Genomic DNA, 22,009 nt, shown 5'->3' with positions numbered 1-22,009 from the left:
CATACGATGAACCCCGATCCCGATGTGCGCACCGGTCGTCATGTCCACCACCTGCACGTCCACTTGGTTTTCGTAGTGAAGTACCGGCGTCAGGCCATGACCGACGCCGTGCTGACGCGGTGCGAAGAGATCATGCGGGAGGAGCTCACGGACTTCGAGGCCGAGCTGAAGCAGTTCAACGGCGAGGACGCCACGTCCATCTGCTGGTGCACTACCCCCCCAAGACCCAGCTGTCGAAACTGGTCATTTCACTCCAGGGCGCCTCGGCCCGCATGCTGCGCACGGAGTACGACAGCCACATGCGCCGGTACCTGTGGGGAGAACACTTCTGGTCCGGCTCGTACTTCGCCGGGAGCTGCGGCGCGCACCACTGACCATGGTCAAGCAGTAAGTCGAATACCCGAAGCGGCCTGCCTGACTGCCACCCCCAGAGGCGCAGAGAACTCCGGCGCCTCGCGCCTCCGGGTTAACGATGGCCTTCACCCCCGTCCTGAATGGCGGATCACTGGCCAAGATCAGAGGTAGAAGCCCGCCGGGGCGGGGGTGTACGACGAGGGGAGTACGCGCCGTGGCGGACCGCGCGGGCACCCGGCCGGAGCAGGCCGCGCCTCAGGTGCCGGCGGGTGCGGGCGGAGCGGTCACTCGGGGGCGAGCGCGGCGGCGGGCTTTCCCGGGGCCGTGCGGCGCGCTGCCCGGGCGGGGGCGGCGGCCTCGATGCGCCGGAGCAGGACGCAGGCCGTGAGCAGCAGCCCGGCGAAGAGGCCCAGGAGCAGGAGCGAGGCCCACATCTGGCGTCCGCCCGGGGCGTGGGAGGCGGTCCAGGCGGCCGAGCCGGCCCACAGGAGGAACCCCCCGGTGTAGAAGGAACGGATCCTGCGCAGTTGGCGCACGGCTTTCACGGGCTTGCGGCGATCGGTCCTCATGCGGGCACGTGTACCCCTTCCGCGGCCGGCTAACTGCGCCGGACGCCGGCAACCCGCGGGGCGGCCTCCCCGGTGTCTCCCGGGGTGCGGAGGCCGCCCGTCGCAGGGGCTGCCACGGTGTGCCCGGCGCTCAGAGGCTGCGGGCGGTGATGTCGCCGTGGGCGGTGGTCGCGCGGATGCTGAGCACGGCGGTGCCGTCGTTGCGCAGGCCGTTGCTGACGCGGCCGTAGGAGGTGCCGGCGTCCAGGGCGGCCGAGACCCCGGTGGCGGCGCCGACCGAGATGTCGCCGGACTGGGTGCTGAGCACGACCGCGCCGCGCGTGGCCTCGGTGATCCGGATGTCACCGCGCTGGGTGCTGATCTCCGCGGGCCCGTTGAGCCTGCCGACCTCGACGTGCCCGTCGACGGCGGTGAGGCGGATGCTCGCGGCCTCGTCGATCTTGATCTTCCGGTACGCCCCGTCGAAGGAGACGTCGCCGAGGCGGCCGACGCCCCGGAACTCGGTCGCGGCCGCCTTCCCCTCGACACGGGAACCGGCGGGGAGCCGGACGGTCACCTCGACGGCCCCGGAGGAGCCGAGGTGACGGTTCTTCACCGGGACCTCGACGCGCAGGGCGCCGTCGGCGTAGGCGACCGTGGCCTGCTCGGCAAGCTTCACGTCACGGCTCTTTGAGGCGTCCATGGGCCGGATCTCGACCACGGTGTCCGTGCGGTCGGCGGCGATGATCTGGACGCGCCCGGCGGGGATGTCGAAGGCGGCGGTGACGGGGGCGGGGGTGTCGAAGGTCTGCATGGTGAGCTCCTTGCGGTTCGTTGTTTCTGACACCGCAAAAGCTACGTTGCGTTCAATGTTCCAGCAACTACTTCGTTGCAGAGTTCTCTTGTTTATGCAGTTCAGAGCCTCATAATCGTTGCATCGGGCAGCAGCATAACGCAACACACGATGGCGCATCTGTTGCAATGGAGAGACGGTGAACGCTATGGTGACGGCCGCAGACGCCACGAAGGAGGCCGCAGTGCCGGGAGGCAGGCTCACCCAGAAGGACCGCCAGCAGATCGCCCTGGGGCTGGCCGACGGCCTCGCCTACGCGGAGATCGCCCGGGGGCTCGACCGTCCGACCTCGACGATCACCCGCGAGGTGATGCGCAACGGCGGGCCGACCGGCTACCGCGCGGACCTGGCGCACCGCGCGACGGAGCAGCGCGCCCACCGGCGCAGGGCCCCAGCACTCCGGGGCTCCCGGCCGGTGCCGCAGCCCCACGGGCGTGACGCCGAGGCGGTGCGCGCCTACGAGGAGGCGTTCACGACCGTTCTGATGCAGTCGGGTCTGCCCAAGATGATGGCCCGGGTCATGGTCGCCCTCATGATCACCGACACCGGCAGCATGACCGCGGCCGAACTCGCCCGGCGCCTGGAGGTCAGCCCGGCGACGATCTCCAAGTCGATCACCTTCCTGGAGAGCCAGTCGCTCGTCCGGCGGCAGCGCGACGAGGGCCGGCGGGAGCGCTACGTCATCGACGACGACCTCTGGTACCAGTCCATGGAGGCCAGCGTCCGCTCCCTGGCCCAGCAGGTCGAGATCGCGCGCGAGGGCGTCGGGGTCCTCGGCCCCGGCACGCCCGCCGCCGTCCGGCTGGAGAACGTCGCCCGCTTCCTCGACTTCGTGGGCGAGAGCCTCGGCCGCGCCGCCGAACAGGCCCGGGCCCTCCTCAACACCCGCCCGGAGACGCCCGCAGTCCCCGCCGCCGCACCGCACGGCGACGAGGAGGCGCACCCCGGCGGGACGTGACACGCGTTGCACCCGTCGCCGTCACCGCTCCGCCACGGTCACCGCGCCGTCGTCGTCATCGTCACGGGATTTTCAGAACCGGACGTTTGTCCGGGCTCAAACGGTGCAGACGATGAGCTGAGACACCTCTTGCACATCGGGACGGAGTTGCGATATGGGCATCATCGCGTGGATCATCATCGGCCTGCTCGCGGGCGCGATCGCCAAGGCCATCATGCCGGGCAAGGACCCGGGCGGCGTCATCATCACCATGCTCATCGGCATCGCGGGCGGCCTGCTCGGCGGCTGGCTCGGCAAGGTGATCTTCGGCGTCGACTCGATCGACGGCTTCTTCGAACTTTCCACCTGGATCGCCGCGATCGTCGGCTCGCTCATCCTGCTCGCGCTCTACCGCATGGTGACCGGCAACCGCTCCCGCCGCCACGCGTGAGGCCCGGCGCCTTACGCAACCGGCGCCTCGCGCGGCCGATCGACTCCGGACGGCTCCCGTCCCGCCCCGCGGCGGACGGGAGCCGTCGGCGTGTGCGGGGCCGTGCGCGACCGGTCTTCGCGTGCCGCCGGAGCGCGGCGGCGCGCAAAGACCGGGTCCACCGCGCTCGCCCGTGACCGCATCGCATAACCTCGTGCCCGGGACGTCGTGGACGTGTAGAGGTCACCACCGGGAGGCATGGTGTTCGAAAGGGGCACGCGGTTGCTCGCGGGCGCCGCGGTCGTGGCCCTCATGGTGCTCGTGGGCCCCAGCGCGCCTAGCGGTGCCTTCTCCGCCGCCTCGCTGCCGGCCGAGGACGTCAGACAGGCCGTACCGAACCGGGTGATGACCTGGAACATCTGCAATCCCTGCGACTCGGGCAACGGCGACCGCGCGGCGGACATCGCCGAGTACGCGCCCCAGGTCATCGGGCTCCAGGAGTCGTGCGTCCGCGACGTGAAGAAGATCCGGGACGACCTGAAGCGGCGCTACGGGCTCGTCTACCACGTCGAGTACGGCACGGTGCTGCAGAACTGGGGCCGCTGCGGCGGGCTGCCGTGGGATCCGGGCGGCTACGGCCAGGCGATCCTGTCGGTGGCGCCGATGACGGACCACATTAGCGTGGAGTACCCCGACGGCGGTTCCGAGGACCGCGGGTACATGGCCGTGACGACGACGGTGGGCGGCGAGTCCGTCCGGGTCTTCAACACCCATCTCGCCCAGCGGCAGCAGGAGTCGGTCCGCGCGGAGCAGACCCGGGTGCTGGCCGCCGCCGTCGCCCGGCACGAACGCGCCGTCGTGCTCGGCGACTTCAACGCCCGGCCCGACGCCCCCGAACTCGCCCGGGTGTGGGCACTGGCCAAGGACACCGATCCGCAGTGCCACCCCTCGCCCGTCGGCGCCTGCGCGCCGACCACCGACTGGCAGAGCAAGTTCGACTACATCTTCCTGCGCGGCATCGTCCCGCTCGCCCACCGGGTGCACCCCAGCGAGTACTCGGACCACCACCTCGTCCACGCCGACCTGGGCGCCGCGTAGCGATCGCCCCCGGGCGGGTCAGCCGCGGCCGAGCGCCGGGGGTACCAGCCCCGCCGTGACGTCCCAGCTCTCCTCCCCCGACGGGTCGAACGCGCAGGCGGCGTGCACGCCTCCCCGGAGGCGTCCGCCGTCGGGAGTCCAGAAGTAGACCTGCCGCCCCTCGTCGTCGTGCTCGGCGCGCAGCACCAGTTCGGCGTCGCCCGGCGCGGCATCGTGGGCGACGATCCGCCAGCCGTCGGCGACCAGCGCGTCGTGCAGCCGCTCCAGCCCCGCGACCGCGTCCTCGCGCGGAACGCCGCCGACGTCCCAGGTGTGCGACAGCGCGTAGGAGCCGGGCGTGGGCTCGTCCGCCGCCGACTCCAGGCCGCCGGGGTAACACATGTCGGAGGAGAAGGAGTTCGACTCGCCCGCCGGGATCAACGGGCCGGGGCCGAGGAGGGCGTACGCCTCCCGCGAGCGCGCGGCCGCCCGGTCCGCCGTCGTCCGCGGGGCGACCGTCGGATAGTCCTCGGGGACGGAGCGCTGCACCGCGAAGGTCACCACCACGCCCAGGACGATCAGCAGGGGCAGGCCGACGAGCACGGCCACGGTGACGCCGAGCGCCCGGGTGCACGACATGCCCTGCCGGGGCGCGCTGTCCTTGTCTTCGCTCACACGGCGACGCTACGAGCCTGCGGGCCGGCCCGGCATCCGGTCCCGTCCCCATCCCGCGGTGGGCGATCGTACTCAGCCGGAACGCGCCGCGTCAGGGCGCCGCGGCACCCTGCCCGGCCCGGTCGGCGCGGAAGGCGCGCCGGTAGGCGGCGGGGGTTGTGCGCAGCGCCTCGTGGAACCGCCGCCGCAGGTTGACGGCCGAGGAGAGGCCGACCTGGCGGGCGATGGACTCCACGGGCAGGTCGGTCTCCTCCAGGAGCGCGCGGGTGGCGGCGATGCGGCGGTCCAGCAGCCAGCGCCCGGGGCTGATGCCCAGCTGTCCGGTAAAGCGGCGCGTCAGGGTGCGGGCCGAGACCTGCGAGCGGGCGGCCATCTCGGCGACGCCGATCGGCTGGTCCAGCCGTTCGGACACCCAGTCGAGCAGCGGTGCGAGCGAGTCGCCCACCGGTCCGGGCGAGGGCAATTCGGCGTACTGGAGCTGGCATCCCTCGCGGTGAGGCGGCATCACCATCCGCCGGGCGATCCGGGTGGCGTACGCGGCGCCCTGATCGGCGCTCACCAGGTGGAGGCAGAGGTCCACGCCGGCCGCCGACCCGGCGCTGGTGGCGACGTCGCCGTGGTCCACGTAGAGCACCGCGGGGTCGACCCGGACCCGCGGGAAGCGGGCGGCCAGTTCGGCGGCGCGGGCCCAGTGGGTGGCGGCGCGCCGTCCGTCCAGCAGCCCGGCGGCGGCGAGCACCAGCGCCCCCGTGCAGATGGCGGCGATCCGGGCGCCCCGCCGGTGCGCCTCGCGGACGGCCTCCACGACCGCCGGGGACACCTCGGCACCGGGGTCCTGCTCCCAGCCGGGGACCACCACGGTGTCGGCCCGCCCGACGGCTTCCAGGCCCGCCGTGACCAGCAGGTCCTGCCCGAGACCGGTGCGCACCGGGCCGGGGTGCTCGGTGCAGATCTCGAAGGTGTAGCGGGCGGGGACGGCCGGGCCGTGGTCCCCGAACACCTCGGCCGCGCAGGCCAGCGGGAAGGCCGGCTGCGGGGGCCTGGTCAGGGCGACCACCCGGTGCGGCGCCGGAGTGTTCGGCAGCGGACGAGGCGTCATGGCGCGAAAGTACCCCATGACGTCGTTCGCGACACTGGATTCGGGCTATTGGTCCAGACCAGTATCGCGGCGTGACGACCTCGCAGACCAACACCCCGACACCCCGGGCCGCTTCGGCGATCGCCGGGCCGCCCGCCCCTCCCCCGCTGTGGGACCGGCGCTTCACGCTCTACTTCGCCGCCCGCGCAGTCTCGCTGTTCGGCGACGCCATGATGCCGGTGGCGGCGGCGCTCGCCGTCGGCGCGCTCTACGGCGTGTCCGGGGTCGGCTTCGTCCTCGGCACCTGGACAGGCACCTTCGTCCTGCTGGTGCTGTTCGGCGGGGTGCTGGCCGACCGGTTCGGCGCACGCCGGATGATGGTCGTGGCGGACCTCGTGCGCGTGGTCACCCAAGCGGTGCTGGCGGTGGCCTTCTTCGCCGGGACGCCGCCGTTCTGGCTGCTGGTGTCGATGGCCGCGCTGGCCGGTGCGGCCGTCGCGATGTTCCTGCCGGGGGCGAACGGCATGGTGCCGCTGGTCTCCAGCGAACCGCAGCGGGCCAACGCCACGCTCAAGGTGGCCGACGCACTCGCCCATCTGCTCGGCCCCGCACTGGCGGGCGTGCTGCTGGCGCTGACCAGCGCCGGGACCGTGTACGCCATCGACGCGGGCACCTTCCTGGTCAGCGCGCTGTGCCTGGCCCTCGTCCGGCTCGCCCCCGCCCGAGTGCCCGCGAGCACCGGCGGATCCCTGCGCCGCGATCTGCGCCAGGGCTGGCAGGAGTTCCGCGCACGCACCTGGATGTGGGCCGTGATCCTCATCTGGGTGGGCTGCGGCATTCTCGTCTTCGGCCCGCTGGTCCCGCTCACCGCGGCACTGATCGGGGACCGGCTGGGCCCCGACGCCTACGGCCTGGCGGTCTCCGCACTCGGCGCCGGGACGGTGCTCGGCGGCCTGCTGGCGCTGCGGGTCCGCCCGGCCCGCCCACTGGCCGCGGGCGCGGTGGCCGTCGCCCTGTACACCGTGCTGCCGCTGTCGGTGGCATGGGACGCCGGGCTGCCGGTGCTGCTGGCGGGGCACGTGCTCGGCGGGGCGGCCGTGGCCTTCTGGTCGGTGATGTGGGCGACCAGCGTGCAGACCCACACCCCGCCCGCCGTGCTCAACCGGGTCACGGCGTACGAGCTGGCGGGCTCGGTCTCCGGGATCGCGGCCGGCCAGATGCTGGCGGGACCGGCCACCGCCCTGGCCTCCCCGGACCGGCTGCTGCTGGTGTCGGCCGGCGCCTGCCTGGCCGGCGGGGTGGCGCTGCTCGCGACCCCGGCCGTCCGCGGACTGCGCCGCGCCGCCCGCGCGGACGACGGCGCACACACGGGGACGGCCGCCCCGGAGGGGACGTGACCGGCGGCCGCCAGCCCTCGCCCCCGTGCCCCGCCGGAGCGGCGGGGCACGGGGGCGAGGGCCGGCGGCGGGGCCGCGTCGTTCATCCGCCGGAGAGGCCGGTCACCCGGATGTCGTCGTGGTGGACGACACGGGTCGGCACATCGCCGTTCTCCGGCGTCTGGCCGGGCCGGTACAGGCCCCACTTCAGGTAGCCGAAGGCGGTCGGGTTCTTCGGATGGAACGTCCGGACGCCTTCGTAGGCGTGCCGCGCCGTCCAGCCGGAGTCGCCGGGCATCCGGGTGGAGATCCGGTAGTGGCCGGTGTCGTCGTCCGTCCACTTCACGTCCACCCGGAAGCGCATCCACCTACCCAGGTACGGTCGGAAGTCGTCGACCACGGCGGTCTGCAGGTCGAGGGTGGGTGACCGGAAGGCGATGCCGTTCCGCTTGGTCATCAGGTAAAACGACGGCAGGTTGCCGCCGGCGTGCTTCCCCTGGAAGACGATGTCGCCGCTCTGCGACTCCCCCGGCTCCCAGGTCTTCCAGTCCTGGAGCAGCAGGCTGAACTCGTAGCGGTGCTCGTCGCCGACGCGGAAGGTCCCGCCGGCGACGGCGTTGGTGGCGCTCTCGCTGCGCGGGGCGCCGTCCGAGACGTAGCCGGGGTCGCCGAGGGTCACCTTGTGGGCGACGGCGTGGTCGTCGCCCGCCGGGACGACCGATGAGGCGTCCGCCGCCGTGGCGTGAGTGGTGGTCAGGTCCGGGACACCGGAGTCGAGGGTGCCGGACCGGTAGTCGACGCTCAGCAGCGCCGCCCGGCCGGACGACGGGGCCGGGGCGCCGGGCAGGTGCTGGCCGGCCTCGGCCGTGGCGAGCGCGGCCGGGGTCAGCGTCGCCGCGAGCGCCGCAGCGAGGGCGGTGCGCCGTGTCGTCCTGCCCGTGGTCCGCCCGGCCCTCCTGTCGGTCCTCCTCATGCTCCGAACACCGGCCTGTCGTCGACGCGGACGAGCCGGTGGCCGCGCATCGTGTACAGCCGGCCGTCGCGGTCGGCGTTGACGTGCGGCCCGCTGTACCAGGCGCCGTCGATGGCGGCGACCACCGTGCTGACGGCGAAGGTCTCCGGGTGGAAGCGGAAGAGCGTGGTGTCGGAGACCCCGTAGACCACGTTCCGGCTGGTCACCATCGCGGCGAAGCCGGGGCACAGGGCACGGTGGTCGGCGGTGTGCACGAGGCGCCGGCTCCGGGTGTCGATCACGAAGAAGCCGCCCCGCCTCGTGAGGCCGTACAGATGGCGGCCCCGCACGGCCAGCGCGGCCACACCCAGGGCGAGCGGGAGGTCGATGCGCCACCGCTCGCGCCCGCCGACGGGGTCGACGGCGACGACGGTGCCGCGCGGGCCCCGCGCGGACGGGTTGTCGCCGCCGAGGTACGCGACGCCGTCGCGGGCGGCGACCGCCCGGACGGTCTGGTCGGCGTCGACCGGGTTGACGTACGCGGTCCCCTCGGCCTTCCCCGGGGAGTACGTCCACAGGGCGCCGCCGCCCTCGGTGTCGGACTGCACGGCGACGAGCAGCAGCCGGTTCACGTCGTCCCAGCAGATGTCGAGGGGCCGGTTCTGCTCGCCGGGGAACCCGGCGGCCCGGCGCGGACCGCCGCCGGGCCCCGGCGCGTACCGCCAGATGCCCTGGGAGTTGTACTGCCCGGTGTAGAGCACGCCGTTCAGCACCTCGGCGTCCTTGGCCTCACCGGGGGCCCGGAGGTTTCTCACCTCGCCGGTGCGCAGGTCGTGGCGGGCGATGACGTTGTTGCCGCCGACGTAGGCGTAGCGGTGGTCGGCGGCGATGCCCATCGTGGTCTGCGGGGTCACGGGGGCGCCGGCGGAGCCGAGTTCGGTGATGACGGCCGTGCCGGCGGCGATGTCCACCTCGCCGACGAAGCCGTAGCCGGAGACGACGGCCAGGGTGCCGCCGGCGTGGTCGAGGCCCCAGATCTCGCCGAGGTCCGGCCCGTCGTGCGCGAGGGGTGTCACGGTCCTGGTGGCGGGGGTGCAGGAGTACAGGCCGGCGTCGGTGGCGAAGAAGATCCGGTCGCCCGCGGCGGTGAGGTTCTTGACCACCCCTCCCTCGGTGGGCATCAGGGTGTACGCGGAGGGGTCGGCCAGGTCCAGCACGGCGAGCTTGGCGTGCTCGGTCGACCCCGAGGTGCTGGCCAGGAGCCGGTCGCCGTGGACGGCGAGCTCCCGCAGGCTGGGGTCCCTGGTCAGCTCCTTCGGCGTGATGTCGGTGAAGGCGCCCGACGCCCGGTCGTAGGCGTACAGGCAGGCCCGGCTCGCGCCGTCCCCGCCCGCGAGGACGCTGCCCGCGCCGAAGTAGACGGTCGTGTCGGTCGCCGCGACGGCCCGGGCGAGGGTGGCCTTCGGGTCGGGGACGCCGAGACCGGTCACCTCGCCGGTCCCGGGGTCGTACATCCACAGGGCCGGCGCGTCGCCGGGGACGCCGCCCACGGCGTACACGGTGCCGTCGGGGGCGACGGCGAGTTCGCGGATGTCCCGGTCGCCGGTCCGGCCGATGCCCGCGGCGGGCCGGCCGGGCGTGCTCAGGTCCCAGCGGAAGAGGTTGGGCTTCCCCTCGTCGGCCTTGGTCAGGATGCCCGCGTAGAGGTAGCGGCCGGTGGGGTCGGCGGCGAGGGCCTGCACGGAGTGGCCGCTGCCGAGGTCGGTCCGCGAGACCACCTTCCGGGTCGGCAGGTGGAATCCGATCACCCTGGTGGGCTGCTGGTTGCGGGAGCCGATGTAGACGGTGTCGCCGACGAGGAGTCCGCTCATGAGCGCGAACTGCTCGATGGCGGGGCCCAGGTCGGTGACGGTGGTGCGGGGACCGGCCGGGGCCGCGTGCGCCGTGGGGCCGAGCAGCGGGGCAGCGGCGGCGGCGAGCCCGAGGGCTCCGCCGGCGCTCAGCAGCCGGCGCCGGTCCATGGACGGGGTGGGGGGCATGGGGACTCCTTGGGTCGTCGGTTGGGACGGTGCTGGAGGGTGCGGAGGCACGGGTGTGCCGTGGGAGCCGGCGAAGGGGCCGGCCCGGACGTCCGGCGGGGATCCCGGCGGACGTCCGCCGCCGGGCCGGTCCTCAGGCGGAGGTGGACAGGGCCTCGTGGCGGACGGGGTGCGCGAAGGGGCGTCCGGCGCAGTAGCGTTCGATCTCGTCCAGGGCGCTGTGGGTGATGCGCCCGAGTTCGCCGCCGAGCGAGCCGGCGATGTGCGGGGTGAGCAGCACGTTCGGCAGCCGGTAGAGCGGTGAGCCGGCGGGGAGCACCTCCGGTTCGGTGACGTCGACGACCGCGTGGATGCGGCCGGTGGCGGCTTCGGCGGTGAGCGCCCCGGTGTCGACGAGGGATCCCCGCGCGGTGTTGACGAGCGTGGCGCCGTCCCGCATGAGGGCGAGCCGTCGCGCGTCCATCAGGTGGCGGGTCTCGGGGAGTTCGGGGGCGTGCAGCGAGACGACGTCCGACGCGGCGACGAGTTCGTCCAGTTCGACCTGCCGGGCGCCCAGCCGGCGGGCCTGTTCCGCGTCGGCATGGGGGTCGGCGAGGAGGAGGTCGAGGTCGTGGGGCCGCAGCAGTTCGAGGACCTTGCGGCCGACGAGCGAGGCGCCGACGACGCCCACGGTCCTGCGGTAGTTGCCGAAGCCGGGGAAGCGCCGGGACCAGTCGAGGGGGGCGCGGTGCTCGCGGTAGAGGGCGCCGATCTCCAGGACCCGCTTGTTGGCGAGGAGCACGGCGGCGACGGTGTACTCGGCGACGGGCACCGCGTTGGCCGCGGCGGCGGAGGAGACGCGGATGCCGCGGTCCCAGCACGCCTGGGTCACATGGTGCTTGACGCTGCCGGCGGCGTGGACGACGGCCTTCAGCGCGGGTGCGCGTGCCAGGACGTCCTCGTCGATGGCGGGGCATCCCCAGGAGGTGATCAGGATCTCCGCGGCGTGGAGTGCCGGCGCGCGGCCGAAGTCCTCGGCGACCTCGTCCGGGTCGATGTCGACCCAGCCGGTCAGGCGCCGGACGGCAGGGGCGGGGAAGAGCGTGTCGCGGTGGCGCCGTCCCATGGCGAACAGGGCGCGGGGGCGGCGGGCGGGCGGTTGCATCGGGGAAGTCCTCACGGTGGCGGTCTACTTGACGGCGCCGGCGGTCATGCCGGACTTCCAGAACCGCTGGAGCATCAGGAAGACGGCGATCAGCGGGGCGACGGCGACGAGGGAGCCGACGACGGCCAGGAGGTAGTCCTCGGGGTGGCCCTGGGCCAGCGCCGAGGAGTACCAGACGTAGAGGCCGAGGTTGACCGGGTACAGGTCCTGGTCGGAGAGCATGACCAGGGGAAGGAAGAAGCTGTTCCAGATCTGGGTGAACTGGAAGAGGAAGATGGTGACGAAGCCGGGCGCCAGCATGGGCAGGCCGATGCGGCAGAAGGCCCGGAACTCGCCCGCCCCGTCCATCCGGGCCGCCTCCAGGACCTCGTCGGGCACGTAGGCGGCGCTGAAGACCCGGGCGAGGTACACGCCGAAGGGGAAGACCAGACCGGGGAGGAACACACCCCAGAAGGTGTTCACCAGGCCCGCTTCGGCGGCCAGCAGGTACAGCGGGATCGCCAGCGCCGTGCCGGGCACCATCACCCCGAGCAGGACGAGTGCGAAGAGCCGTTCCTTGCCGGGGAACGCGAGCTTGTCGAAGGCGTATCCGGCCGCGACGCCGAACAGCGCGGCGAGCAGCGCTCCGCCGCCCGCGTAGGCCACGGTGTTGGCGAGCCAGCGGAGGTAGACGCCGCCGTCGGCGGAGAAGAGGTGCCGCAGGTTCTCCGCGAGGTGCATCTCCTCGCCGAGGGCGAACCCGTTCGTGCCGAAGAGATCGGCGCGGCTCTTGGTGGAGGAGAGCAGCAGCCAGGTCAGCGGGGCCAGGGTGTAGACGGTGGCGAGGGCGAGCACCGCGGTGACGCCCGCCCGGGAGAGCAGCGCGGACGGCGGCTTCGGGGCGCGCCGGCGGCGTGCGGGGCTCGTGGGCGGGGTGGTCGCGGGCGTCGCGGCGGGCTCGGCGGGGTGGCGGACGGCAGGGGTCACGACTGGCTCCCGCGGCGTGAGATACGGGTGACGGCGAACGACAGCGCGGCGGCGAACAGGGCGATCAGCAGCGACGCGGCGGCGGCCAGGCCGAAGTCGTTGTTCTGGAAGGCGGCGGTCTGGACGTACATGTTGGGTGTCCAGCTGCTGCCGATCGCGGTCGAGGCGCTGTAGATGACCTTCGGTTCGGTGAAGAGCTGGACGGAGCCGATGACGGTGAACAGGACGGCGAGCGCCACGGCGGGGCGGATCATCGGCACCTTGACGGACAGGGCCGTCCGCAGGGCTCCCGCTCCGTCGACCTTCGCGGCGTCCAGGGTCTCGCGGGGCACCGCCTGGAGGGCGGCGTAGAAGATGACCATGTTGTAGCCGGTCCACTCCCAGACGGCGATGTTGGCGGTGGAGAGGACCGCGGTGTCGGCCGAGAGGAAGCCGATGTCGATGCCGCCGGACCGGAGCAGGTCGACGACCGGGCTCAGGCCGGGCGTGTAGAGGTAGACCCAGATCAGCGCGGCGATCAGGCCCGGTACGGCGTGGGGCAGGAACAGGGCGAGCTGGAAGAACGAACGGGCCCTGGCGAGGCCGGAGTCGAGCAGCAGGGCGAGGACGAGGGCGCCGCCGATCATGACGGGGATGTAGACGGCGCAGTAGGCGGCGACGACGAGGAAGCCGTCGCGGAACCCGGGGTCGGACAGGGCCCGTGCGTAGTTGTCCAGGCCGGCGAAGACGCTCCGCGCCCCTGCGAAGCCGAGGCCCGAGGTGCGGGTGGTGAACAGGCTGAGCCATGCCGTGTGGAGGAGCGGGGCGAGGGTGACGGCGGCGAACAGGACGAGGAAGGGTGACAGGAGCAGGGCGGCGGCTCCGCGCTGCCCGCGCGTGGACGGTGTTGCCATGGCGGCCTTTCGGGGACGGGCGGTGGTGTCGGACGGGGGCCGGGCCGCCTCAGGGGGCGGTGACCTCCATGCCCCGCTGCCTCATCTGCGTGACGGTGGTCCGCTCCGCCCGGGCGAGGACGCCGGGCAGGGTCACGGTGCCGTCGGCGACCCCGGCCAGTTCGTCGGCGATGGCGGTGTTGGTCGTGCCCATGACCGGGCCCCACGTCCAGCCGTGCCGGATGGCCCCGTAGGACGCGGCGCCGACGGCGTAGACGTCCTGTCCCGCGTAGTAGTCCGTGCCGAACGCGGCCTTGGTGACGGGGACGAGGCTCGGATCGGCGGGGAACATGCTGCTGGTGCCGGAGGCGACCCAGGCCTTCATGCCCTCGGGGTCGGTGGTGATCCACTTGATGAACTCGGCGGCGGCGGGGCTGTTCCCGGTGCCCTTGGGGATCACGAAGGAGGAGCCTCCGTACATGGCCGACGCCGGCTTGCCGTCCCAGGTGGGGACGGGGGCGACGGCCCACTTGCCGGCCTGGTCGGGGACGGTCGCCTGGTGCGCCCCGGCGCACCAGCTCGCGCAGACGTAGGCCACGGTCCGGTTCTTCTGGACGCTCGTCCAGAACGGGTCCAGTGAGCTCGTCGGCAGGACGAGGTCGCGGCGGGCGAGGTCGCCCCAGTAGGCGGCGGTCCGCGTGGAGGGCGTGTCGTCGACGGTGACCTTCCAGGAGTCCTCACCGGCGCTGAACCACCGCCCTCCGGCCTGCCAGGCGAGGGCGGTGAGCAGGCCGGGGTTGTCGGTGTAGAGGACGCCGCCGCGGGCTTCGGCGTCCGCCTCCTTCACCTGCTCGGTCATCGTCCGGTAGGCGTCCCACGTCGTGGGGACGGTGATCCCGTGCCGGGTGAAGAAGTCCTTGCGGTACATCAGCAGCAGGGGGGCCGCGTCACGCGGGACGGCCCACGTCCTGCCGCCGAGGTCGACGAGCTGCCGCACCGCTGCGGGGAACCGCTCGCGCACCACGGGGCCGAGCGTGTCGCTGAGGTCCTCGATCTTGCCCTGGGCCGCGAACTCCGGCAGGTGGGGGTATTCGACGACGGCGACGTCCGGGGCGGTGCCGGCCTTCACCGCATTGGTCAGTTTGGAGTAGTACTCCTGGCCCGACGGAACGGTCTCGAAGGTGACCTCGATGTCCGGGTGGGTGCGGTTGAAGGCCGCGGCCACCTGGTCGGATCCCTTGACGAAGGACCAGAACGTGACCTTTCCGGTCGCGTCGGCACGGGAGGCGCCCTCGCCGGGGCCGCCGCAGGCGGTCGCGAGGAGGGCGAGGGCGGTGAGGGATCCGGCCAGGGTGGCGGCGGTTCTGCGAAGCATGATGGACACCGATCGTTCGCTGGGGCTTCGAACGGCATCATTCGTCAGATGCTAGGCGAGCGTCAATGCTTTTCGCTTCGATTGATGTTAAGTGAAAGAAAGTGAAAGCGAATGAGGTTCACCGACGGGCGTCCGACCCCCCGGCGGCCCCGCTGGAGGCCCTGACCCGCAGCTCCGGCCGGAGCAGCAGCTCGGCCAGCGGCGCCGAGGGCTCCGCGAGCCGCCGCCGCATCAGGTCGACGGCCCAGGCGCCGACCGCCCTCTTGGGCGGCGCCACGGCGGTCAGCGGCACGTCGCTCAGCTCGGCGACCTCGTCGTCGTACGTCACGACGGCCAGGTCGTCCGGCACCTTCAGACCGCGCGCCTGGAGCATGCCGACGACGGTGACCGCGTCGAGATCGTTGTGCACCAGGGCGGCCCGGACCTCACCGGCCCCGACGGCGCGCACGAGCTCCTCGAACCACTCGGCCGGGGCCCCGCCGTCGGCCGCGTCGATCCGGTACAGGGGCCCGGCCACCAGCCCGAGATCCCGGCAGGCCGCCGCGTAACCCTCCTGGATCAGCGGCGTGTTCGGGCTGTCGGACCGGGCGACGAAGGCGATCCTCCGGTGCCCGAGCCCGGCGAGGTGCCGGACGGCGAGCCCCGCCCCGTACGCGTGGTCGGACGCCACCTGCTCCAGCCGCCCGGCGTGCCCGCCGGCCCTGCGGTCGACGAGGACGACCGGCACTCCGAGGTCCGCCAGCCACTCCTCGGGGTGCTCGGCGGCCTCCAGCCCGGCCCTCGGCATCAGCAGCAGCCCCTCGGCCCCCGCGGCGACCAGCCTGCGCACCTGTTCCCGGTTGTCCGCCAGGGTCTCGCCGGAGACCGCCAGCACCACGCGCGCCCCGTGCGTGCGGGCGGCTTCCTGCACCCCGCGGATGATCTCGGGGTAGTAGTAGTCGCCGGGCGGAACGACCAGCCCGAACACGGGCCCGGGCCGGGCCGCCGGCCGGGACTCCTCCCCCTGGGGCCCGGACGCCTGCCGCGCGGCGGCCGGGGACATCGCCCCGCCGTGCACCCGCACCACCAGCCCGCGGCTCGCCAGGTCCCGCACGTCCTGCCGGACGGTGACCGCGGAGACCGACATCTCCTCCGCCGCCTCCTTGACCGTGACCGTCCCCCGCCGTTCGACCATGCGCAGGATCGCCTCGCGCCGCTCCTCGGTGAGCACCCGTCCACCCCTCTCCCTCGGATCTCCCGCCGAGTGAAGCCATGCGCTTTCACCCGACAAGTGAAAGGTATCAACGAAGCCTCTCCGCCCGGCGGTGTGCTCCGCCCGGCGGTGTGCTCCGCCCGGCGGTGTGCGAGAGGGCGCCGTACCGGGGCCGGTGCGAGCATCGGACGACGTTCTCTGTTGATCACGGGAGGAGCGGCATGGACGACACCGGTGACGCGCACGGCACGGCCGGCGAGGAAGAGGAACCGGACACCGACGTGTTCGACGAGGACGGCACGGAGGAAGCGGAGGAGTGGGCCGGCGAGCCCGACGTCCTGCTGGACATCCCGCACCTCCAGGTCGACGAGATCGCCCTCGACGTGGAGAACCTGCGGGCCCGGGTGTCGCTCCGGGCGGAAGTGCTCGACCTGGTGAAGCTGCACGTCGGAGCGGATGTGGAGCTCGGCGCCGTTCATCTCGACATCAAGGGTGTCGAGGCGCAGGCGCTGCTGAAGGTGCACCTCGACAACGTCACCGCGGTCATCGCCCGCGTCCTCACCACCATCGACCGGAACCCGGAGATCCTGCGGGACATCACCTCGGGGGTGGGGCCCGCGCTCGAAGAGGCGGGCACCGGAGTGGGCAGGGCGCTCGACGAGACCGGGCGCGGGGTGGGCCGGGCCGTCGACGAGGCGGGCCGCGGAGTGGGCCGGGCCGTGGACGAGGCCGGACGCGGTGCCGGCCGTGCGGTGGCGGACGTCGGCGAGGGGGCACGCTCCGCCGCCGGTGACGTCGGCCGTGCGGCGGGCGAGGTCACCGGCACCGCGGGGGCCGCCGCCGGCGCCGTCGCCGACGAGGGACTCACGGCGGCGGACGGGGCGCTCGGCGCGGACGAGCGCGACGGCGGAACCGACCGGGACAGCCGCCGCCGGGCCCGGGACACCCGCCGCACCCGGTCCGCGAGGCGCGGGGACGCGACACGGGCCCGCCGCGCGGAGGAGTCCGGGGACACGGACCCGCCGCAGCGCACCCACCGCCCCGCGCGGCGCTCCCGCCGGACCTCCGGGGCCGACGAACCGACCTGAAGGCGGCCCCCGTCCGACATCGCGCTGGACGCCTCGGCCGGCGCGCGTGCCCTGCGGTTCCGGGAGCACCCCCGCACGCATGTCGCCGTCGACGCGCCCCGCTCGACGACCGCGAGCAGCCGTACGGGCCTGCCCAGGCCCGTCGACACCGGCACCGTCCACCGGGACGTGCGCGCGTCCTACCGGCTGCGGGCCTCGGCCCCGGACCCCGGACCGCCACCGGACGCGGCGCCCGGGCCGGGTGCGGCGGACTGACCGGGGCGGGTGCGGCGGGCCGACCGGGGCGGGTGCGGCGGGCCGACCGGGGCGGGTCCGTGGGCCCGGGCGGCGCGGCGGATCGGCCGGGCCGGGTGCGGCGGACCGACCCGGAGCGGGTCCGTGGGCCCGGGCGGCGCGCCTATCATCGCGGCATGGCCTGCCGTATCACCGAGATCGTCATCGACGCACAGGACCCCAACCGCCTGGCCGCCTTCTGGTGCGAGGTCCTCGGCTATGTCGAGCTGGACCGCGAAGCCGACGGCAGCATCCAGATCGGCCCGCCCGGCGCGGAGGCCGGCGGCGCGCTGCCGACCGTCGTCATCGGCGCCGGCCGCGACCCGCGCCCCGGGAAACTCCCCGTGCACTTCGACCTCAACGCCACCGACCGCGACCAGGAGGCCGAACTGGCCCGGCTGCTCGCGCTGGGCGCCGTGCCGGCCGACGTCGGCCAGAGCGGCGAGGAGAGCTGGCACGTCCTCGCCGACCCGGAGGGCAACGAGTTCTGCCTGCTGCGCGCGCGGGTGAAGCCCGTCTGAGACGTGACCCGGCCGGCGGGCTCCCGGGGGCGGCGGGCGCCGCCCCGGAACGCACCCGCCGGCCCCTGTTCAGCGCCGCGGGACGTCCCTGAGGAACACGATGCCGTCGATCGCGGGCAGGTGTGCCGGGTCCAGCGGGGCGTAGCCGAACCAGGGGGACGGGCGGGGGGCGGGGGTGGCCGGGCCGAGGGCGGCGGCGAGGCGCGGGGCGTCCAGGAGGCAGCGGTCGCCCGGGAGTTGCGACAGGATCCCTTCGAGGGAGTCGGGCGGCGGCGCGTCCACGCCGCGGTGCCGGAGGGTGCCGAGCGCGGTGGCCACGAAGCCGTAGTCCGCGCCGAGCCGGGTGCTCACCAGCGCGCCGGCGCTCCACCAGTGCAGCGGAGCGCCGTTCATCCGCGTCGTGCTCCGCTCGCGCTGGAGATGGGAGTTGTGCGCGTGGACGAGTGCCGGTCCCCGGTCGGCGACGGCGAGCAGGTTGTGCGCCATCATCTGGTCCCGGACGCCCAACAGCCGGGACAGACGGGCGGGCGAGGTGTCGGCCATGGCGGCGTGGTAGCGCAGCAGGCCGACGGCGGAGCGCGCGTACAGCGCCACCCGCTCCCGGTCGCCGGGCGGGACGGCGGCCGCCAGGTGCGGCGCCTGGGTTTCGAGCAGGGCCGCCAGGTCGTCGGCGAGCAGCCGCAGCCGTGCCGCGTCGTCGGAGCGGCCCACGGACAGGGACGCGTCCCACATCACGGCGGGGTCGGTCCACCGGTCGTCGTCGCCGAGCAGGCGGTCGAGGGTGTCCCGGGTACAGGGCAGCAGTTCGGCGTCCACATGGGCCGCGAGGTGGCCGTGGAGCGCGGTGAGGGCCTGCCGGGGGCTCGCGGCGCCCTCCGTTTCCAGCGGGCCGTCGATCCCGGCGAAGCGGACCGCCTCCGGCGCGGGCCGCTTCGCGTTGTGGGCGCGCATCCAGCGCACGAGGTCGCGGTTGGCCGGTGAGGCGCCCCAGCCGTGGCTGAAGCCGTGCTCCATGGCCTCGTCGAGGGTGCCCGTGCCGGTGGTGACGTAGTCGTCGACGATCAGGCCCTTCAGGCAGTCGGTCTCCATCGCGACCGTGCGGTAGCCCTCCTCCTCGACGAGGCGCCGGAAGAGTTCGTTGCGCACGTCGAGCAGGGCGTCCTCGCCGTGGGTGGGCTCGCCCAGGGCCAGCAGCCGGGGGCGGGCGGCGAACAGGCCCAGCACGGCGGAGGGTTCGACGGCGAGGGCGGTTTCCTTGAGGTCCGTAGCCATGGCTTCAACGGTATCGTTGAACCTTCGGTGGAGACTTGGGCGATGTTTTGCCGGGCCATGGACGGGATGATGGGGAGCAACCTTCAAAGCGGTGGGCGGCTGCGGCCGGTCGATCTCGCGCGCGGGCACGGTCTGTCCACCCAGGCGGTCAGGAACTACGAGGAGGCCGGGATCCTGCCGGCCGCCGATCGCACACCGAGCGGCTACCGCGCCTACACCCCCGCGCACGCGGCCGCGCTGCGCGCCTTCCTCGCCCTGGTGCCGGGCCACGGCCACGCGTCCGCGGCGTCGGTCATGCGGGCGGTGAACCGGGGCGACACCGACGAGGCGCTGCGGCTCGTCGACGAGAGCCACGCCCAGCTCCTCGACGACCGGCGCACCCTGCGGGCCGTCGAGGGCGCCCTTCGCGATCTCGGGGCCGCCGCCGTGCCCGGGGCGGGCGAAGAGCCGGAGCCCGGCGGTGTGTTCATCGGTCCGCTGGCGGGCCGGCTCGGGATCCGGCCCGCCACGCTGCGCGCGTGGGAACGCGCCGGACTGGTGCGGCCGCGGCGCGACCCGCGGACCGGGTACCGCGTGTACGGCGAGGCCGATGTGCGCGATGCCCGGCTGGCCCACCAGCTCAGGCGGGGCGGCTACCCGCTGGAGCGGATCGCCCCGCTGCTCGCCCAGGTGCGGCAGGCGGGCGGGCTGGAGCCGCTGGAGGCCGCGCTGGGCGACTGGCAGGCCCGGCTGTCCGCCCGCGGGAGGGCGATGCTCGCGGGGGCGGCGGAGCTGGACGCGTACCTCCGCCTGCGCGGCTGAGACGCCCCGGCCGGGACGCTTCCGGCGCTCGTCCCCCGGCTGGGACGCCCGCGGTGCCTGCGGGCCCGCCGACCGGGGCGTTTGCGGGCGCGCCCGTCCGGGCCCTGCCGGCGGGTGGCCGCCCCCGGTGGCGGCCACGCACCGGCGCGGTCAGCGCGGCATGGGGATCTCGAAGTGCACGGTGGCGACCCCGGGGCCGTGTTCGCCGGTCGGGCGGGCGTCGAAGATCTCCTTGGCCGTGCTCCGCCAGAAGGCTTCGGCGCCCTCGGCCTCGGTGTTGGTGTGCAGGTAGACGCAGTCGTACCCGGGGACCGACGCGGCGAAGTCGCAGGCCCGCCGGACCAGGGTGCGCGCCAGGCCGTGGCGGCGGTGCTCCGGGCGCACGTACACCCGCACGAGCTGGGCCGTCGTCGCCGGCGGGTAGCGGTCGGCCAGCCAGCGGGGGTGCGGCGGGTGCTGCGGGCCGCCCGCGCGGATGCCCGTGGTGGCGACGACCTCCTCGCCGTGCACGGCCACCAGGAGCAGGTGCCGGGGGTTCTCGAGGTAGGTGCCGGTGATGTCGAGGACGTCGCGGTGCCACGCGGGCACGTATCCGTAGCCGAACTCCCGGTAGAAGGTGTCGAGCATGAGGCGACGCGCGCCTTCCACGTCGGCGGGTGCGGCGGGCCGCACGGTGTACGCGGGGCTGTGCGGGGCGTCGTTCATCGGGTGTTTCCGTTCGCTGTGAGGTGTCGCGGTGCGCGGTCGGTCCGCCGGTGCGGCGGAGACCGGGTGTCCCGGATGGCGGGAAACCGACCGGGCGTCAGATGACAACGACAACCATTGTCGATAGTGTGCGCGTCGGTCAAGGCGCCGCGCCCCCAGGGCGTGCCCGCCGGACCGTGCCGAATCCTCAACCTCGTTGTGAACAGGGGAAGCCGTGGCGCATCTGCTGATGGTGGAAAGCTGGGTCGGATCGATGAGCAGGCTGCTGCCACGGGCCGTCCGGGAGGCGGGGCACGAGTTCACGTTCCTCACCCGGGACCTGCACCACTACCTGCGCTCCGCGCCGGAGGGCACGGCGCACCCGCTGCTCGCCGCGCGCCACGTACTGACGGCGGACACCAACGACACACCGGCGCTGCTGCCGTTCGCCGAGCGGGCGCACGCCGCGCTGGGCTTCGACGGTGTGATCACGTCCTGCGACTACTACCTGCCGACAGCCGCCCGGATCGCCGAGCGCCTCGGACTCCCCGGTTCGCCCCCGGACGCGGTGGAGGCCGCGTGCCGCAAGGACGCGACGCGGCGGATCCTGGCCGACGCCGGTGTGCCGGGCCCCCGGTTCGCGGTCTGCGCGGACTGGGCCGACACCGCCGCGGCGGCGCGCGGCATCGGCTACCCGCTGGTGCTCAAGCCGGTGGACCTGTGTGCCGGGATGTACGTCCGCCGGGCCGACGACGAGGAGCAACTGGCCGCCGCCTACCGGGCGCTGGCCGGATTCCCCGTCAACGCGCGGGGCCAGCGGCGCGTACCCGTGGTGCTCCTGGAGGAGTTCCTCGACGGGCCGGAGGTGAGCGTGGAGACCGTCTCCTCCGGCGGCGCCTCCCGGGTGGTCGGGGTGACCGACAAGAGCACGGGCGGGGCCCCGGCCTTCGTCGAGACCGGGCACATGTTCCCGGCGGCGCTCACCCCGGCGGACGCGGCGGCGGCCGGCGCGACGGCCCTCGCGGCCCTCGACGCGCTCGGCCTGGACACCGCCGTCTCGCACACCGAGGTCAAGCTCACGGCCGGCGGCCCCCGCGTCGTGGAGGTCAACCCCCGGCCCGCCGGGAACCGCATCACCGAACTCGTGCGGCACGTCACCGGCATCGATCTCGCCGCCGCCTGCGTCGAGGTGGCCCTCGGGCGGGAGCCCGATCTGCGCCCCCGGGAGACCGGGCTGCGCAGCGCGGCCATCGCCTTCCTCGTGCCCGGCGCCGCCGGGGAACTCGAAGCGGTCGACGGGGCGGAGGAGGTGCGCGGCGCGCCCGGCCTGCTGGAGCTGCAGCTCGCCGAGCCGGGCAGGGCGGTCGAGGCCGCCGTGAGCAACAACGAGTACCTCGGGCACGTGATGGCCGGCGACGCCGGCGGCACCGGAGCCCGCGGCCGGGCCGAGGCCCTGCTCTCCGCGCTCTCGCCCCGGGTCGTGGGCCGGTGAGCGCGATGGG

General features: G+C 74.0%; 21 protein-coding genes and 1 pseudogene. 9 read left to right on the top strand and 13 right to left on the bottom strand.

Annotated elements, in window-relative coordinates; translation table 11 throughout:
* Window positions 1-6: 6 nt before the first annotated feature.
* Window positions 7-391 (top strand): annotated as a pseudogene (gene tnpA / locus JE024_RS34385) (IS200/IS605 family transposase).
* A 247-nt stretch (window positions 392-638) separates the two neighbouring features.
* Here tnpA and JE024_RS34380 read toward each other — a convergent pair.
* Both JE024_RS34380 and JE024_RS34375 read right to left on the bottom strand, forming a co-directional pair.
* Window positions 639-923: a hypothetical protein gene (locus JE024_RS34380; protein WP_205377779.1), complete on the bottom strand. Its 285-nt coding sequence runs from the start codon at window positions 921-923 to the stop codon at window positions 639-641.
* Between the two features lie 130 nt (window positions 924-1,053).
* Window positions 1,054-1,716 carry a DUF4097 family beta strand repeat-containing protein gene (locus JE024_RS34375; protein ID WP_205377778.1) on the bottom strand — a complete coding sequence of 221 codons (663 nt, stop codon included), beginning with the start codon at window positions 1,714-1,716 and terminating at the stop codon, window positions 1,054-1,056.
* A gap of 223 nt (window positions 1,717-1,939) precedes the next feature.
* Here JE024_RS34375 and JE024_RS34370 point away from each other — a divergent pair, with 223 nt between their 5' ends.
* The 3 genes from JE024_RS34370 (at window position 1,940) to JE024_RS34360 (ending at window position 4,220) form a co-directional block, all read left to right on the top strand.
* Window positions 1,940-2,713 carry a GbsR/MarR family transcriptional regulator gene (locus tag JE024_RS34370; RefSeq protein WP_205378516.1) on the top strand — a complete coding sequence of 258 codons (774 nt, stop codon included), beginning with the start codon at window positions 1,940-1,942 and terminating at the stop codon, window positions 2,711-2,713.
* Between the two features lie 154 nt (window positions 2,714-2,867).
* A complete protein-coding gene (locus tag JE024_RS34365) occupies window positions 2,868-3,143 on the top strand; it encodes a GlsB/YeaQ/YmgE family stress response membrane protein (protein ID WP_205377777.1) in 276 nt (91 codons plus the stop codon).
* Between the two features lie 237 nt (window positions 3,144-3,380).
* On the top strand, window positions 3,381-4,220 hold the full coding sequence (locus JE024_RS34360) for an endonuclease/exonuclease/phosphatase family protein (RefSeq protein ID WP_205377776.1): 840 nt from the start codon (window positions 3,381-3,383) through the stop codon (window positions 4,218-4,220).
* Window positions 4,221-4,238: 18 nt separating this feature from the next.
* Here the strand turns inward: JE024_RS34360 and JE024_RS34355 are convergent, their stop codons facing one another.
* Both JE024_RS34355 and JE024_RS34350 read right to left on the bottom strand, forming a co-directional pair.
* Window positions 4,239-4,874: a hypothetical protein gene (locus tag JE024_RS34355; RefSeq protein ID WP_205377775.1), complete on the bottom strand. Its 636-nt coding sequence runs from the start codon at window positions 4,872-4,874 to the stop codon at window positions 4,239-4,241.
* A gap of 91 nt (window positions 4,875-4,965) precedes the next feature.
* Complete coding sequence (locus JE024_RS34350) at window positions 4,966-5,973, bottom strand: GlxA family transcriptional regulator (protein WP_205377774.1); 1,008 nt, start codon at window positions 5,971-5,973, stop codon at window positions 4,966-4,968.
* Between the two features lie 71 nt (window positions 5,974-6,044).
* Here JE024_RS34350 and JE024_RS34345 point away from each other — a divergent pair, with 71 nt between their 5' ends.
* A complete protein-coding gene (locus JE024_RS34345) occupies window positions 6,045-7,349 on the top strand; it encodes an MFS transporter (RefSeq protein ID WP_244883386.1) in 1,305 nt (434 codons plus the stop codon).
* Window positions 7,350-7,431: 82 nt separating this feature from the next.
* Here the strand turns inward: JE024_RS34345 and JE024_RS34340 are convergent, their stop codons facing one another.
* The 7 genes from JE024_RS34340 to JE024_RS34310 form a co-directional block, all read right to left on the bottom strand.
* A complete protein-coding gene (locus JE024_RS34340) occupies window positions 7,432-8,301 on the bottom strand; it encodes a heparin lyase I family protein (protein WP_205377773.1) in 870 nt (289 codons plus the stop codon).
* Window positions 8,298-10,319 (bottom strand): outer membrane protein assembly factor BamB family protein, encoded by a 2,022-nt coding sequence (locus JE024_RS34335; protein WP_244883384.1) that lies wholly within the window; start codon window positions 10,317-10,319, stop codon window positions 8,298-8,300. The genes JE024_RS34340 and JE024_RS34335 overlap by 4 nt, the downstream gene beginning before the upstream one ends.
* A gap of 133 nt (window positions 10,320-10,452) precedes the next feature.
* Window positions 10,453-11,463 carry a hydroxyacid dehydrogenase gene (locus JE024_RS34330; RefSeq protein WP_372449897.1) on the bottom strand — a complete coding sequence of 337 codons (1,011 nt, stop codon included), beginning with the start codon at window positions 11,461-11,463 and terminating at the stop codon, window positions 10,453-10,455.
* A 24-nt stretch (window positions 11,464-11,487) separates the two neighbouring features.
* On the bottom strand, window positions 11,488-12,429 hold the full coding sequence (locus tag JE024_RS34325; RefSeq protein ID WP_205377772.1) for a carbohydrate ABC transporter permease: 942 nt from the start codon (window positions 12,427-12,429) through the stop codon (window positions 11,488-11,490).
* Window positions 12,426-13,322, bottom strand: a complete 897-nt coding sequence (locus JE024_RS34320; protein WP_205377771.1) for a carbohydrate ABC transporter permease — start codon at window positions 13,320-13,322, stop codon at window positions 12,426-12,428. Before JE024_RS34320 ends, JE024_RS34325 begins: the two co-directional genes overlap by 4 nt.
* Window positions 13,323-13,371: 49 nt before the next feature.
* Window positions 13,372-14,676, bottom strand: a complete 1,305-nt coding sequence (locus tag JE024_RS34315) for an ABC transporter substrate-binding protein (RefSeq protein ID WP_205377770.1) — start codon at window positions 14,674-14,676, stop codon at window positions 13,372-13,374.
* 118 nt (window positions 14,677-14,794) lie between these two features.
* Window positions 14,795-15,886, bottom strand: a complete 1,092-nt coding sequence (locus JE024_RS34310; protein WP_205377769.1) for a substrate-binding domain-containing protein — start codon at window positions 15,884-15,886, stop codon at window positions 14,795-14,797.
* Between the two features lie 203 nt (window positions 15,887-16,089).
* Here JE024_RS34310 and JE024_RS41405 point away from each other — a divergent pair, with 203 nt between their 5' ends.
* Window positions 16,090-16,956: a hypothetical protein gene (locus JE024_RS41405; RefSeq protein ID WP_244883383.1), complete on the top strand. Its 867-nt coding sequence runs from the start codon at window positions 16,090-16,092 to the stop codon at window positions 16,954-16,956.
* A 410-nt stretch (window positions 16,957-17,366) separates the two neighbouring features.
* Window positions 17,367-17,750 carry a VOC family protein gene (locus JE024_RS34300; RefSeq protein WP_205377768.1) on the top strand — a complete coding sequence of 128 codons (384 nt, stop codon included), beginning with the start codon at window positions 17,367-17,369 and terminating at the stop codon, window positions 17,748-17,750.
* Between the two features lie 69 nt (window positions 17,751-17,819).
* Here the strand turns inward: JE024_RS34300 and JE024_RS34295 are convergent, their stop codons facing one another.
* The gene (locus JE024_RS34295; RefSeq protein ID WP_205377767.1) at window positions 17,820-19,022 is read right to left on the bottom strand and encodes an erythromycin esterase family protein; all 1,203 of its coding nucleotides are present in this window, start codon (window positions 19,020-19,022) and stop codon (window positions 17,820-17,822) included.
* Between the two features lie 69 nt (window positions 19,023-19,091).
* Here JE024_RS34295 and JE024_RS34290 point away from each other — a divergent pair, with 69 nt between their 5' ends.
* The gene (locus JE024_RS34290) at window positions 19,092-19,823 is read left to right on the top strand and encodes a TioE family transcriptional regulator (RefSeq protein ID WP_205378512.1); all 732 of its coding nucleotides are present in this window, start codon (window positions 19,092-19,094) and stop codon (window positions 19,821-19,823) included.
* A 150-nt stretch (window positions 19,824-19,973) separates the two neighbouring features.
* Here the strand turns inward: JE024_RS34290 and JE024_RS34285 are convergent, their stop codons facing one another.
* On the bottom strand, window positions 19,974-20,528 hold the full coding sequence (locus JE024_RS34285; RefSeq protein ID WP_205377766.1) for a GNAT family N-acetyltransferase: 555 nt from the start codon (window positions 20,526-20,528) through the stop codon (window positions 19,974-19,976).
* Window positions 20,529-20,742: 214 nt separating this feature from the next.
* On the opposite strand from JE024_RS34285, the gene JE024_RS34280 reads away from it, so the two are divergent.
* Entirely contained in the window at window positions 20,743-21,999 is a 1,257-nt protein-coding gene (locus JE024_RS34280; protein WP_205377765.1) for an ATP-grasp domain-containing protein, read from the top strand.
* The last annotated feature ends 10 nt before the right edge of the window (window positions 22,000-22,009 follow it).

It is taken from the genome of Streptomyces zhihengii, from assembly GCF_016919245.1.
In the GTDB taxonomy this organism is placed as follows: domain Bacteria; phylum Actinomycetota; class Actinomycetes; order Streptomycetales; family Streptomycetaceae; genus Streptomyces; species Streptomyces zhihengii.
This window is presented reverse-complemented; position numbering and strand designations above follow the sequence as displayed.

Bases quoted from the DNA above. Each gene is read 5' to 3' on its own strand.
- JE024_RS41405 (WP_244883383.1), top strand. From the start codon at position 16,090: ATGGACGACACCGGTGACGCGCACGGCACGGCCGGCGAGGAAGAGGAA.
- JE024_RS34320 (WP_205377771.1), bottom strand. From the start codon at position 13,322: ATGGCAACACCGTCCACGCGCGGGCAGCGCGGAGCCGCCGCCCTGCTC.
- JE024_RS34330 (WP_372449897.1), bottom strand. From the start codon at position 11,463: ATGCAACCGCCCGCCCGCCGCCCCCGCGCCCTGTTCGCCATGGGACGG.
- JE024_RS34365 (WP_205377777.1), top strand. From the start codon at position 2,868: ATGGGCATCATCGCGTGGATCATCATCGGCCTGCTCGCGGGCGCGATC.
- JE024_RS34295 (WP_205377767.1), bottom strand. From the start codon at position 19,022: ATGGCTACGGACCTCAAGGAAACCGCCCTCGCCGTCGAACCCTCCGCC.
- JE024_RS34290 (WP_205378512.1), top strand. From the start codon at position 19,092: ATGGGGAGCAACCTTCAAAGCGGTGGGCGGCTGCGGCCGGTCGATCTC.
- JE024_RS34300 (WP_205377768.1), top strand. From the start codon at position 17,367: ATGGCCTGCCGTATCACCGAGATCGTCATCGACGCACAGGACCCCAAC.
- JE024_RS34340 (WP_205377773.1), bottom strand. From the start codon at position 8,301: ATGAGGAGGACCGACAGGAGGGCCGGGCGGACCACGGGCAGGACGACA.
- JE024_RS34380 (WP_205377779.1), bottom strand. From the start codon at position 923: ATGAGGACCGATCGCCGCAAGCCCGTGAAAGCCGTGCGCCAACTGCGC.
- JE024_RS34375 (WP_205377778.1), bottom strand. From the start codon at position 1,716: ATGCAGACCTTCGACACCCCCGCCCCCGTCACCGCCGCCTTCGACATC.
- JE024_RS34285 (WP_205377766.1), bottom strand. From the start codon at position 20,528: ATGAACGACGCCCCGCACAGCCCCGCGTACACCGTGCGGCCCGCCGCA.
- JE024_RS34335 (WP_244883384.1), bottom strand. From the start codon at position 10,319: ATGCCCCCCACCCCGTCCATGGACCGGCGCCGGCTGCTGAGCGCCGGC.
- JE024_RS34315 (WP_205377770.1), bottom strand. From the start codon at position 14,676: ATGCTTCGCAGAACCGCCGCCACCCTGGCCGGATCCCTCACCGCCCTC.
- JE024_RS34350 (WP_205377774.1), bottom strand. From the start codon at position 5,973: ATGACGCCTCGTCCGCTGCCGAACACTCCGGCGCCGCACCGGGTGGTC.
- JE024_RS34360 (WP_205377776.1), top strand. From the start codon at position 3,381: ATGGTGTTCGAAAGGGGCACGCGGTTGCTCGCGGGCGCCGCGGTCGTG.